Origin of the sequence: Mesorhizobium sp. M7A.F.Ca.MR.148.00.0.0 (assembly GCF_003997735.1) — a bacterium.
Classification (GTDB): domain Bacteria; phylum Pseudomonadota; class Alphaproteobacteria; order Rhizobiales; family Rhizobiaceae; genus Mesorhizobium.
In genome coordinates this window covers 1-12,506 of record NZ_RZTB01000144.1, presented here as the reverse complement: position 1 = coordinate 12,506, position 12,506 = coordinate 1, and the positions used below count along the sequence as shown (strand labels likewise).

The window sequence follows — 12,506 nt, the reverse complement described above, 5'->3', positions numbered from 1 at the left end:
ACTTCCACCCGTTCGTGCTTGGTCAGGGCAAGCCATTCTTCGCCGGCCCGCGGCCGCCGCTTCGCTTTGTGGCCAGCGATCTGATTGGCGATGACGTGATCAGGTTGACCTATGTGCCTGCCTAATCACGCAACCGGCCCGATGGGTTCGCGTCAACAGGGCTCATAAATGATGAATAGCTCTCAGATGGAGAAATATGTCTGGGCCTCGGTCTTATATTATGCCGTAGCTGCGGTTGGATTTGTGGTTATTTTTATCTCAATCAACGTGGTTGGAATTTTTTGGGATCTGTTTGCACTGTTCGGGTATTTGGCGCTGGTTATATCTCTCAACGCCTGGCGACGCAGACGGCATCCGCGAAGCGTCTATCAGGTCGAGTTGACCAAACGGAGACTGGACGACTGATCACCGCTGGAGCCGAACGCCAGCGGGACTACAGCCCCTTCGGCACCAGCCCGGCCAGCCAGTTCACGGAGCGTTTCGCGGCGTCGGCGGTTGCCGAAGCGGCGCGGCCGAGATCGGTCTTGACCACGGCGTAGCCGTTCTTGGTGCGATAGAGCACACCGGTTCCGCCATCGACCACCTGTTCATAGGCGACGGGCCGGGCGGCATCGGCTTCCATGGTCGTCGTCGGCGAACCGACCGAGACGCTCGGCCGGTGGCTCAATTCAGGCGGCAATGGGCTATCGGTCCTGACAACCCGGCTGGCGGGCTTCAGTTCTGGGCGCGATGCGGTCGCAGCCAGTTGCGAGGAGGACGACGAACCCTTCGTGCGGCAGATGCCGGAGACGAGCGGATAATTGAAATTGCGCTCGTGCAGCATCTGGCTTTTCATCGCCGCTTCGCACTCGGCGACGGTCGACCATTTGGCCGGCGTCTCGCCGATATATTCGCAAAGCTTGGCGTCGCAGTCGCAGCCGACAATGGTCATGGCGACAAGGGCGGTCTTGATCACGGTCTTGTCCCTTCGAGATGCCCCCCTGGCAGCCCTTCCATTTCTTCCCATTCCTTCGCGCGCGAACAAGGCGGGATTTGGCCGCGATTGTGGAATGGGCATGGCGGAGCGCAGGAAATGCGTAATCCTGGCCGGGCGTGGCCGAAAGGCCTCAGTAGTCGTAGACGTGTTCAAGCCGGGCGCCGGCTTTGATCAGCGCCGGCAGCACGAGATGCAGCTTGCGCACGGCGACGATCATACCGGTGCGGCGCATCGCCGGGTCGGCCGGCAGCGGATAGCTGAACAGGATGCGCATGCCTTCAGGGATGGCGATCGTATCGGTGGAGAGCACGGTGACCATGATCTCGTCATTGCCGCCGATCTCGACGAAGGAGACGCCCTTGTCGATCAGGCGCGGGATCACTTCGGTGAACACCTGATAGCGCCTGGTGACGAAGATGGTGCCGTCAGCGCCCATGTCGCGTTCGAGCAAGGTGTCGGGCTCGTTGCGGGTGGCTTCGCCGACCGGCCCCTTGGCCCAGACGTGGATGTCGAGCAAGGCGGGGTCCATCGTGGCAGCGAGGGCCTTGGTGATCAGATCGGCATAGCCCTGCTTGATGGTGTCGGCGAGGCCGAAGGCGAGCTTGCGTTCGCTGGTGCGGATCGAACTGTCGCCCGGCGCCGACTGCACCGCAAACAGGCCGGCGCGCTTGTCGGCATAGGGGAACTGATACCAGGGCACCTGGTCGAGAAACCCTGCATAGTCCGCCGCCACCTTGGCCTGATAGATGTCGGCGGCGGTGCGCTTGGCCGTCGTCGCCTCGGTGATGCGGCCGACCGTGTTCTCATAGGCCCACTGCAATATATGCTCGATCGAGTGGCTGGTGCCGATGATGACCAGCATCTGGTGGTTGGCGTAGTTGAACTTGTAGGGAGAACTGGCGCGGATGACCATGGCGTAGTCCTGCCAGAAGCGGCCGACATAGGACCAGTAGGGGAAGCCGCTCGGCTGGTCCTTGTCGACGAAGCCGGCATATTCGCGCGCGGCGTAGACGATCGCCCATTCCGGATGGGTGAGGAAGGTCGATTCCTCCGGCCGCTGGTAGCCGAGGATCTCGGCGCGGGCCTTGTCGGCCAGCGCCTTGGGCGGCGCGCCATCGGCAATTCCGGGCAGCGGCGTCTTGTCGAGCGACGACGTCGTCAGAAAGCCGTAGCTCAGCCCGGCGAGCGGGATGAGGATGACGATGACGATCACCCAGAGGATCGTTTTGATGATGCGCTTCAGCCAGCGGAACAGGAACATGCCCGATCAGGCCGCGGCGAAGTGTTCGTGTATGCGCCTGGCCAGCCGGAAGCCGACATAGACGGCGAAGCCACCAATGACGAGGTGCGGCAGGTTGGCGAAGAAGCGGGCCGGGAATTCGATATCGTTGAGGGAGCGGAAGCCGTTGATGAAGATACCGGCATCGAGGCAGCCGGAACCGGTGATCAGCCCGAGCACGCCGTCGAACAGGTAGACCGAACCGAACAGCTTGAAATAGAACACCGCCTGGCGGTGCGAGATGAAGGCGGCGGCCAGAGCCCAGACGCCGGAGAAGGCGTGCAGCAGGTCGTCATACCATTGCAGCGAGAACAGGCCGAACAGATTGCCGTCGGCGTCGTTGAACGCCGGTATGTAGCCGATGGCGACGACGCCGAAAAACAGGAAGGCATAGGCGACGGCAAGCTTCTGGATCAGCGTCATGAAGTATCCCCCTCGAAGAGTCCGCCTGAAAGACAGACTCTGACGCTGGGATACTAACCGATTTTGGCGCGCGGTGAAGCGGCGCCCGCGAGATCGCCGGCGAAGGATATCGAGGGGCAAAAAGGCAGTCGGCGCCGGGATTTCTCCCAGCGCCTCCCTGTCAGATCAGGACACGGTCGCGGCAGCAACTTCCGTAAAGTCGTCGCGCCTTGCCGGCCTTGATTTTGACGGTCCTGCCAGTCCGCCGCCCGAGAGCAGCGTCCGTTCGGGACCACGCCGGTCTCCACCCTTGCGGGCTTTGCCCTGCGCACCATCGAAGGTTTTTGCCGTCCTTCATGGCAGCATCGGTCCGCCGTAGGCGTTGGCACGCTTTCCGCGGCCCCGTAGGTCTCGGCTCCGTCCCTCGAAACAGGCAAGCCTGCTCTCGCTTCGGGCCGTGTACGGGCCTCAGGAAATTCGCCTTTCACTTCGCCTTTCGGCTTGATGATCGGTAGCCGCCTGAGATGGGTTTAACGTACGCCGGGTAAGGGTCCTGGGGAATGGCCGGAGGCCTGTGGATAACGGGATTATCGGGGATCAAGCTGGGACAGCGAAATTTTCCTGTCCGCCACGATGGGCGTCATCGGCGGACATTCGGCCTTGCCCTGCCGCCCGGTGCGGTCTTCAATGCCGGCAAAGGATTCGAGGCGCCGAGCGCCTCGAATCCTTGCGGGAGGGTTACTTGAAAGTTGGAGTGGTTCTCAACCCGATTGCCGGTGGGGGCCGGCTGAAACGGCATTGGCCTGATGTCGCCGTGTCGCTGAGAAAGTATTTCGGCGAATTCGAACTGCGCGAGACGCAAGCGGAAGGTGACGCCGAAAGGCTGGCAATCGATCTCGCGATGATTGGCTTCGATCTGGTGATCGCGGCCGGCGGTGACGGCACCGCCAGCGAAGTGGCCGACGGGCTGTTGCAGGCGGCCCAGGAGAGCGGCCGGACCACCGAGCTTGGCCTGTTGCCATGCGGCACCGGCATCGATTTCGCGCGGGGGCTCGGCCTGCCGAAAGAGGTGGATGCCGTGCTGAAGCGGATCGCCGAAGCCAAGCCCCGCAAGGTCGATGCCGGGCGCATCTGCTACGTCGACGATCATGGCGCGCTGGCCAGCCGGCATTTCATCAACATCGCCAGCCTGGGGCTTTCCGGCGCCACTGACCGCGCCGTCAATGCCGACAAGCGCAAGGGCAGGATGTCGGCCAGGGCGCTGTTCCTGTGGCGCACCGTGGTCGAGTTCATCCGCTACCGCTTCCAGGAGGTCAGCATAACGGTCGACGACGGCGTCCCCGTCGAAGCGCGCATGGCGCTGGTGGCGGTGGCAAACGGAAAGTTCTTCGGCGGCGGCATGATGATCGCGCCGGATGCGGAACTGACCGACGGGCAGTTCGACATCGTCATCCTGCGCGCGGCCGGCAAGCTGAAGCTGATCTGGGACATCCGGCTGCTCTATGGCGGCCGGCATCGCAATCATCCTGCGATCACCATCCTGCGCGGCAGGAAAGTGGTGGTCGAACCGCTCGGCGATGCGTCAGAGAATGGCGCGCTGGTCGACATAGACGGCGAGTCGCCGGGACGCATACCCGCGACCTTCGAGATCCTGCCCGGTGCATTGACGCTCAGATACTGAATCAAGCCGTTGACAGATTGATTCAGATGGATCCGCCGATCCAGCCAACGCCCTGAAATCGTTTGATATCCAGCCGGCGTCAGAGTTCGAGCTTGGCCGGGAAACCAGGTGCGCGCAGGTCGGTGCCGACGGCATCTTCCAACAGTTTGACGATCTGGGTCGACCAGGCGCCGCCGCCATAGGCGGCCTTGCCTTGCTGAAAAATGGCGTTGACGCGCGATGCCAGCTCAAGCGGCACGCCGGACTGCTCGCCGATGGCGAGCGCGAAGCCGAGGTCCTTCAGCGCCAGGTCCATGGTGAAGCCGATGTCGTAGGAGCCGTTGAGGATGAGCTGGCTTTCGGTCTCGTGGACGAAGCTGTTGCCGGAGGAGGCTGATATGGCGTGGTAGGATTGGGCGAGGTCGAGCCCGCCCTGTTTGGCCAGCATCAGCGCTTCGCCGGCGGCGACGAGATGGATGAAGGCGAGCATGTTGGTGATCACCTTGATCACCGCCGCCGAGCCGACCGGGCCCATCAGAAACGATTTTGCGCACATCGCCTCGATGGCGGGGCGATGACGTTCATAGAGTGCGGCGTCGCCACCGACCAGGGCGGTGATCTTCCCAGCCGCCGCCAGGTGCACGCCACCGGTGACCGGGCATTCCAGCGTCTCGACGCCCCTGGCCGAGGCGAGGGCGGCGAGGCGGGTAATTTCGTCGCGGCCGTTGGTCGACATCTCGATCCAGGTGCCGCCTGCGGGCAGGCCCTCCAGCAGACCATCGGCGCCCGCCAGCACGGCTTCGCTCACCTTCGGAGAGGGCAGGCAGGAGATTGCGTTGCCGGCCCGTGCGGCGGCCTCGGCGGGGCTGCTTGCCGCTGTGGCCCCGAGCGCCACCAGGCGCTCGACGGCGGCGGGATCACGGTCGAAGACCGTGACGGCAAAGCCGTTGCGGATCAGGCTGGCGGCAAGGTTGCCGCCGAGGTGGCCAAGGCCGATGAAGGCGTAGCTTTCGCTCACGGCGTCAGGGCGTCTGCATCATCTGCAGATGCAGGTCCTTGCCCGTGTAAGGGTGTGCTTCGCAGACCGCCTCGTTGAGCTCGACGCCGAGGCCGGGCTCCTTTGAGGGGATGATTTTGCCGTCCTGCCACTCGATCTTTTTCTTCAGCAGCGTGGCGTGGAAACCGTCCCACTGCTTCAGCGATTCGAGGATGAGGAAATTGGGCAGCGTCACCGCCAGTTGGATGTTGGCCGCACCGACGATCGGTCCGCAATAGCAATGCGGTGCGATCTGGATGTGGTAGGCCTCGGCCATGGCGGCGATCTTCTTGGTTTCGAGGATGCCGCCGGAGCGGCCGAGGTCCGGCTGCAGGATGGTCGCGGCGCGGTTCTCGATGACGCGGGCGAACTCGAACTTGGTCGTCAGCCGCTCGCCGGTGGCGATCGGGATCGAGGTCGCGCGGGCCACTTGGGCCATGACCTCAGGCATATCAGGCGGCACCGGCTCCTCGAACCACAAGGGATCGTAGGGCTCGATGGCGCGCGCCATGCGCAGCGCGCCGGACGCTGTGAACTGGCCGTGCGTGCCGAACAGGATGTCGGCGCGGGTGCCGACCGCCTCGCGGATCGCCTTGATCATGCGGGTGGACAGGTCGATATCGACGAGGCGCGGCTGATGGCCGTCGAAGGCTGTGTAGGGGCCGGCGGGGTCGAGCTTGACGGCATTGAAACCCTGCTCGACATATTCGAGCGCACAGGCAGCGGCGAGATCGGGGTCGTTGTAGACGTTCTTGCCGTGCGCATCCTCGGAATGGACGCTGCCGGTGTGCGGATAGAGATAGGTGTAGGAGCGCAGCGTCTCGTGCACCTGGCCGCCGAGCAGTTTGTAGACCGGCTTGTCAGCTTCCTTGCCGATAATGTCCCAGCAGGCCATTTCCAGCGCCGAAAAGCAGCCCATGCCGGAAACGTCGGGGCGCTGGGTGAAGCCGGACGAATAGGCGCGGCGGAAGAAATTCTCGATGTCGTGCGGGTCGCGGCCGATGAGATAGCGCTCGGCCATGTCCTCGACCATGCGGGCGGTAACATGGGCCGAGAAGGTGGCGTTGTAAGCCTCGCCATAGCCGACGACGCCGCCGTCGGTGGTCAGCTTGACGAAGATGAAATACTTGCCGCCGATGCCGGGCGGCGGATTGCCGACAACCCAGGTCTTGACGTCGGTGATCTTCATTCTTGGTCCTCCAGAACCAGTTCGGCGCCTTTCCAACCGGTCATGATCGAGGCGGCGTTGGTGTTGCCGGTGATGTTGTCGGGAAAGATCGAGGCATCGATGACGCGCAAACCTTCGAGACCATGCACCCTGAGACGCGGATCGACGACGGCGCGCGCGGGATCCGGCCCCATGCGGCAGGTCGAGACCGGGTGATAGACGGTGCCCGAGCGCTTCCTGAAATCCTGAATCAGGTCTGCATCGGAAGTGATTGACGGGCCTGGCAAAACCTCTTCCTCGATGATCTCGGCCATGGCAGGCATCGAGGCGATCTTGCGCACGAATTTCACCGCCGCCAGCATTTCCTCGACATCGGCATTGGTGGAGTAGGCATTGGCCGTTATCCTGGGGTAGTCGCGCGGATTGGCCGAGCGGATCATGATCTCGCCACGGCTCGACGGCCGGCAGTTGGACAGGCCGATGGAAAAGCCCGGCCATGGGTCCGGCGTCAGGATCGGGCGCTCGCCGCTCTTGGGAATGACGGTCGAGAAGGCCTGGAAATAGAGCTGCATGTTGGGCCGCGTCGCCGCAGGGTCGGTGCGGAAGAAGCCGCCGGCATTGTTCATCGACAGCGACAGCGGTCCGGAACGGGTGAGGATGTATTGCATGCCGACCAGCAGCTTGCCCCACCAGGGACGCAGCGTCTGGTTGAGCGTCGGCAGCTTGCCCTTGAAGGTGTAGTTGATGCCGACATGGTCCTGCAGATGCGCGCCGACATTTTCGTTGGCGTGGACGATCGGGATGTCCAGACCTTTGAGCAGGGCGGATGGGCCGACGCCGGACAGCTGCAGCAATTGCGGCGAGTTGACCGAACCGCCCGACAGGATGATTTCGCGGCCCGCACGCGCCGACTTCATCTCGCCGTTCTGCTGGTATTCGACGCCGACGGCACGCTTGCCCTCGAACAGGATTTTTGTCGCCAGCGCCTTCATCTCGACGCGGACATTCCCGCGCTTCATCGCCGGGCGCAGGAAAGCGCGCGCCGCCGACATGCGCCGGCCATCGCGGGTCGAGATCTGGTAGATGCCAACGCCTTCCTGGGCGGCGCCGTTGAAATCCGGGTTGAGCGGCAGGCCGGCCTGCTGGCCGGCGGCGAGATAGCGTTTGGTCAGCGGGTGGACTGCGTTAGAACAGTCGGTGACATGTAGCGGGCCGCCTGTGCCGCGCCATGTGTCGGCACCGGCCTGGTTGTCCTCGAGCGCCTTGAAGGCGGGAAGCAGATCGTCATAGCCCCAGCCGGGATTGCCGGCGGCTGCCCAGGCATCGAAATCCTCGCGCGCGCCCCTGATCCAGACCATGGCGTTGATCGAGCTCGAACCGCCGAGCAGCTTGCCGCGCGGCCAGTGATCGGCATTGCCGGCGAGGCCCGGGTCCGGCTCGGCCTTGTAGTTCCAGTTGACGTCGGGATCGAAAAAGGTCTTGCCGTAGCCGAGCGGCATCTGCACGTAGAAGCGGCGGTCGGTGCCGCCGGCCTCCAGCACCAGCACCGAGAAGCGTCCCGAGGCCGAGAGTTTTTCGGCCAGGACCGAGCCGGCCGAGCCGGAGCCGACGATGATGAAATCATAGGTCTGCATGATGATGCGGGCGGCTCCGGAAAATTGGCTGCAGCCTAGACGCGGCGGCGCTACCAAGTCGCCGCGCCTTCCGGCATCAGTTGTGAAAAAAGCGACCGCCGAACTGGCCTAGTTTACGGGGATACCCGACAATCGCGCTTGATATGCACCGGGGCGACAGCTTATGCGATGGCATTATCTTGGCGCATGATTTTCTCCGAAAAGTCTGCAACTTTTCGGGATCATGCTCTGGCCACTCTGCGGAAGGCAGGAAATCATATGCGGACCCTTCCTGACGCGTTCATTCCCGAACTGCCGGGCCACTACAGCGGCAAGGTCCGCGAGAACTATGACCTTGCGGATGGCCGGCGCATCATCATCGCCACCGACCGCCTCAGTGCCTTCGACACCATCCTGACGTCGATCCCCTACAAGGGCGAGATCCTTACTCAGACGGCGCGCTACTGGTTCGAGGAAACCGCCGACATCTGCCCGAACCATGTTCTCGAATACCCCGACCCGAACGTCGTCGTCGGCACAAGGCTCGACATCCTGCCGGTCGAGATCGTCGTGCGCGGTTATCTGGCGGGAACCACCAGCACCTCGATCCTGACGCGCTACAAGCGCGGTGACCGCGACATGTACGGCATCCGCCTGCCGGATGGCCTGCGCGACAATGAAAGACTGGCGGAGGCGATCATCACGCCGACCAGCAAGGCCGCGCATGGCGGCCATGACGAACCGCTGTCCAAAGCTGAGATTCTCGAGCAGGGTCTTCTCACGCAGGCGCAGTGGGATACCGTATCGGACTACGCCTTGCGGCTGTTCGCCCGCGGCCAGCAGCGCGCCACTGAGCGCGGCCTGATCCTGGCCGACACGAAATACGAATTCGGCACCGACAAGGACGGCACCATCATTCTTGCCGACGAAATCCACACGCCCGACAGCAGCCGGTACTGGATCGCATCGAGTTACGAACAGGCGCTCGCCAGCGGCAGCCGGCCGGAGAGTTTTGACAAGGATTTCATCCGCTCGTGGGTCTCGGCGCGCTGCGATCCCTATAGCGACCCTATTCCGAAGATTCCGGACGAGATCGTCGAACAGGCTTCCGGAGTGTACGCGCAGGCCTATGAGGCGATCACGGGCAAGGAATTTTCTCCAGACCTTTCCGGGGACAGCGTGCTCGATCGTATTCGCACGAACCTCAGGCGCTATTTCTGATCGACCTTCGCCGGGTGATGCGAACTGCCGTCTTCCACTCACCGCCATGCCAGAGCCCACCAACTCGGGTTAACGGAGCCTTCGCGGGGCGTTGGCTGACGGTGCATCAAACGAAAAACCCGCCTGTGCGGGCGGATCACTGGCGCAAATCAGCACCATAGGCAAAAATCTACCATAGCTGAGGGCACCAAGTCAAGAAAAAATTCCTATCGTGAAAAGCTGCCGGCAAAAAAGCTGCCGACACCGCGGCCCGGCTGTCGCAGGTCTTTTGTCGGTTCGGGAGCCCTGTGGCCATGTCGTGGCGCGTTGACCTTCGGGCGCCGTGACGATACGGGATCGAGGGCGGCCGGTCTCGAAGGATTTCTCGCATGGTGCACTACGCTGAAGGACGGCCGCTTGGCGATCTGACGCTGCGCACCTTGGCCATGCCTTCGGACGCCAATGCAGCCGGCGACATTTTCGGCGGCTGGGTGATGGCGCAGATGGACCTGGCCTGCGGCATCCGCGCCGCCGAGCGCGCCAAGGGCCGCGTGGTGACGGCGGCGGTGAAAGAGATGTCGTTCGCCAAGCCGATGAAGATCGGCGACACGCTGTGCATCTACACCCATGTCGAGCGCGTCGGCCGCACCTCGATGACGCTCAAGGTCGAAGCCTGGGCGCAGCGCTACCTCTCCGACCTGATGGAGAAGGTCACCCATGCCGATTTCGTCATGGTGGCGCTGGATGGCGAGGGCAAGCCGAAAGCGGTTCCTGCCGAAAGCTGACGCAAGCCGTTTCTCCCACGCTTGATCATTTGTAACATGCCTCTCCGGGGAGACACGTTTCGCGACATCCAATGGTTGCCTCGGTGCCCGATCCTGCTGCAATCGGAGGAGAGACAATGCGTCAACATCTGCTGAACGGTTGGCTCGTGGCAGCCCTGGTCGCGACGACCTGCCTGCTCGGCGTGACCGCCTACGCGGAGGTGAAGGAAGATATCTCGCGCGGTGCCTGCACGCATGGGGAACAGGCTCCCGGCGAGCAGGGCGCACGGTGTGATAGCTGTGGCGCCGCGCGATGCGATGTCCGCGCATCAGGAGCCTGAGCGGCAGCCGTCAGGGGACGGCATGAGCGGCAATCCGCCAGCCAAAACGGCGCGTGCATTCGGGCAACGATCCGCGCAGCCGAGATAGAATTTCCGATCAGGCAAGCCGGATGTTGCGTGCCGGGCTGGATCCCTTGCGGTGCAAGGGTTTCAGGCGTGCGTGCCGTCGAATTTTTCGCGCGCCGCCTTGACGCGCATGGTGTTCGCGCGCGCCCATTCGCTCAGTGCGCTGACCGGGATCAGCAGCTCGTGGCCGAGCTCGGTCAGCTCATAATCGACGCGCGGTGGAATGGTTGGAAACACGGTGCGGGTGACGAAGCCGTCACGCTCCAGCCCGCGCAAGGTGGTGGTCAGCATCTTCTGCGAGATGCCGCCGACGGCGGCGCGCAATTCGTTGAAACGCAGCGGTCCGTCGCCCAGCTTGCCGACGACCAGAACGGTCCATTTGTCGCCGACGCGCTGCAGGATTTCCGAAATGGCGCGGCAGTCTTCGGAGCGGTGTGGGTGCCTCGGTAACAGAAAAGTGCCTTCTTGTGTATCGCGTTTGCAGTATCTCATATAGCGCAGGTATCCAAATGATACCAGTACTTCGTGCAAGGAGAGCCCTTATGTCCAAACCCAAAATTGCCATCGTCGTCGGATCGACGCGCGCCGCTCGTTTCGCCGATGTGCCAACCCAGTGGATCGCCAAAATCGCCAAGTCGCATGCCGACATAGACGTCGAGATCGTCGACCTGCGCGACTTCCCGCTGCCGTTCTTCGACGAGGTCGCATCCTCCGCCTGGGCGCCGTCGCAGAACGAAGTGGCACAGCGCTGGCAGAAGAAGGTCGCCGAATTCGACGGCTTCATCTTCACCGCCGCCGAATACAATCATGGCCCGACGGCCGTGCTGAAGAACGCCATCGACTACGCCGCCAATGAATGGAACAAGAAGCCGGCCGGCTTCGTCGGTTATGGAAGTGTCGGCGGCTCGCGTGCCGTCGAACAGCTTAGACTGTATGCCGTCGAATTGCAGATGGCGCCGGTCAAGTCGGCCGTCCACATCGCCTGGGGCGATTTCCTCGCCGTCCGCCAGGGCGAGAAGAAGCTTGAAGACCTCGAGCATCTGAACCAGGCCGCCACCGCGCTGGTCAACGATGTTGCGTGGTGGGCCAAGGTGCTCAAGGCAGCGCGTCAGGCCGACGCCGTTGCCGAGGAAGTCAAGGCGGCCTGACCGCCGGTTCGAGTTATCCTCCCAAGGATCCGGGGGCGGCGCTTGCGTCGCCCTTTTTCAATTATAGCGGCTCGAATTGAAAGCTGGCGCCGGATCGGACGACGCGGCCGATGCCGGGCGAATCCAGATGCGCGCCGGCAACGAAACAATGTTCGTCGGCTGCAAGCGCCAGCAACCGCAACCGGCTTTCGCGCGCCTGGTCCTGATCGGCGTCGAATTCCCACGTCACCTCAGGTCGATCGAACTGAAGCGATGGGACGTGAACGGTGTCGCCCCAAATCAGAACGCGTTCGCCGCCGCTCGAAACGCAAAAGCAGCTATGTCCCGCTTCATGGCCATGAGCGTCGACAATGTCGACATGTGTCCCGATACGGTCTCCGGCTTCGAAGGGTTCTGCCATGCCGTGAAATCGTTCGAGCCGCGCTTCGGCGCGAAAAAAGGCGAGTTCTTCCCCGGGAACGAGCAAGCGCGCCAGGCGCGGGAAAGCGTCGCGGCCGTCGGCAAGCACAAGACCATGGATGTGGTCGAGATGCGTGTGGGTGAAGCAGACGGTACGGACTCGTCCGACATCGATGCCAGCTTCGTCCAGCGCCTCGGGAAGTCGGCCCATGGTGGGATGCCAGGCGTTCGAGGCGCCGGTATCGATCAGGATGATCCCGTTTCCATCGTCAATCGCGAAGGCATTGACGGAAAGCCTGAGTTGACCAGCAACCAACGCGACTTGTTGCGGCAATTCATCGCCAAATGGCTTGCCGCGTTGCCGAAGCCGTCCGATCGGCATGTCGACATAGCCATCGCGCAAGGAGGTGATGCGCAAGTCACCAAGATCGTAGGTCTGATAAAGGTCGCCTGA

The 12,506-nt window shown here is 63.0% G+C and carries 13 protein-coding genes and 1 pseudogene; 6 read left to right on the top strand and 8 right to left on the bottom strand.

Translation table 11 applies throughout. The annotated features are described in order from the left end of the window. Positions 1-125 (top strand): annotated as a pseudogene (locus EOB49_RS30060) (dihydrofolate reductase); the annotation flags it as partial. A 308-nt stretch (positions 126-433) separates the two neighbouring features. Here the strand turns inward: EOB49_RS30060 and EOB49_RS30050 are convergent. From EOB49_RS30050 to EOB49_RS30040, 3 genes are all read right to left on the bottom strand, one after another. After that, complete coding sequence (locus tag EOB49_RS30050) at positions 434-955, bottom strand: hypothetical protein (protein ID WP_127383114.1); 522 nt, start codon at positions 953-955, stop codon at positions 434-436. A gap of 151 nt (positions 956-1,106) precedes the next feature. Next, positions 1,107-2,237, bottom strand: coding sequence for a hypothetical protein (locus EOB49_RS30045; RefSeq protein WP_127383113.1), 1,131 nt, complete (start codon positions 2,235-2,237; stop codon positions 1,107-1,109). A 6-nt stretch (positions 2,238-2,243) separates the two neighbouring features. Continuing rightward, complete coding sequence (locus EOB49_RS30040) at positions 2,244-2,678, bottom strand: hypothetical protein (protein WP_127383112.1); 435 nt, start codon at positions 2,676-2,678, stop codon at positions 2,244-2,246. 721 nt (positions 2,679-3,399) lie between these two features. Here EOB49_RS30040 and EOB49_RS30035 point away from each other — a divergent pair. Beyond that, a complete protein-coding gene (locus EOB49_RS30035) occupies positions 3,400-4,338 on the top strand; it encodes a diacylglycerol kinase family protein (protein WP_127383111.1) in 939 nt (312 codons plus the stop codon). Between the two features lie 79 nt (positions 4,339-4,417). On the opposite strand, the gene EOB49_RS30030 is transcribed toward EOB49_RS30035, so the two are convergent. From EOB49_RS30030 to EOB49_RS30020, 3 genes are read right to left on the bottom strand one after another with little or no spacing between them, the layout of a single operon-like run. Continuing rightward, complete coding sequence (locus EOB49_RS30030) at positions 4,418-5,335, bottom strand: NAD(P)-dependent oxidoreductase (RefSeq protein ID WP_127383110.1); 918 nt, start codon at positions 5,333-5,335, stop codon at positions 4,418-4,420. Between the two features lie 4 nt (positions 5,336-5,339). Beyond that, positions 5,340-6,542, bottom strand: a complete 1,203-nt coding sequence (locus EOB49_RS30025; protein WP_127383109.1) for a mandelate racemase/muconate lactonizing enzyme family protein — start codon at positions 6,540-6,542, stop codon at positions 5,340-5,342. Then, positions 6,539-8,155, bottom strand: coding sequence for a GMC family oxidoreductase N-terminal domain-containing protein (locus tag EOB49_RS30020; RefSeq protein ID WP_127383108.1), 1,617 nt, complete (start codon positions 8,153-8,155; stop codon positions 6,539-6,541). Before EOB49_RS30020 ends, EOB49_RS30025 begins: the two co-directional genes overlap by 4 nt. A gap of 258 nt (positions 8,156-8,413) precedes the next feature. Between EOB49_RS30020 and EOB49_RS30015 the strand changes: the two genes are divergently transcribed. The 3 genes from EOB49_RS30015 to EOB49_RS30005 all read left to right on the top strand — a co-directional run bounded on the left by EOB49_RS30015 (position 8,414) and on the right by EOB49_RS30005 (position 10,439). After that, on the top strand, positions 8,414-9,355 hold the full coding sequence (locus tag EOB49_RS30015; RefSeq protein WP_127319667.1) for a phosphoribosylaminoimidazolesuccinocarboxamide synthase: 942 nt from the start codon (positions 8,414-8,416) through the stop codon (positions 9,353-9,355). 368 nt (positions 9,356-9,723) lie between these two features. Beyond that, the gene (locus EOB49_RS30010; RefSeq protein ID WP_023809765.1) at positions 9,724-10,119 is read left to right on the top strand and encodes an acyl-CoA thioesterase; all 396 of its coding nucleotides are present in this window, start codon (positions 9,724-9,726) and stop codon (positions 10,117-10,119) included. Between the two features lie 116 nt (positions 10,120-10,235). Beyond that, positions 10,236-10,439, top strand: coding sequence for a hypothetical protein (locus EOB49_RS30005; protein WP_127383107.1), 204 nt, complete (start codon positions 10,236-10,238; stop codon positions 10,437-10,439). Positions 10,440-10,589: 150 nt separating this feature from the next. Here the strand turns inward: EOB49_RS30005 and EOB49_RS30000 are convergent, their stop codons facing one another. Next, complete coding sequence (locus EOB49_RS30000; RefSeq protein WP_164781857.1) at positions 10,590-10,958, bottom strand: helix-turn-helix domain-containing protein; 369 nt, start codon at positions 10,956-10,958, stop codon at positions 10,590-10,592. Between the two features lie 89 nt (positions 10,959-11,047). Here EOB49_RS30000 and EOB49_RS29995 point away from each other — a divergent pair, with 89 nt between their 5' ends. Continuing rightward, positions 11,048-11,653 carry an NADPH-dependent FMN reductase gene (locus tag EOB49_RS29995; protein ID WP_023809763.1) on the top strand — a complete coding sequence of 202 codons (606 nt, stop codon included), beginning with the start codon at positions 11,048-11,050 and terminating at the stop codon, positions 11,651-11,653. Positions 11,654-11,714: 61 nt separating this feature from the next. Here the strand turns inward: EOB49_RS29995 and EOB49_RS29990 are convergent, their stop codons facing one another. Next, the gene (locus EOB49_RS29990) at positions 11,715-12,434 is read right to left on the bottom strand and encodes an MBL fold metallo-hydrolase (RefSeq protein ID WP_245472890.1); all 720 of its coding nucleotides are present in this window, start codon (positions 12,432-12,434) and stop codon (positions 11,715-11,717) included. Positions 12,435-12,506 lie beyond the last annotated feature (72 nt).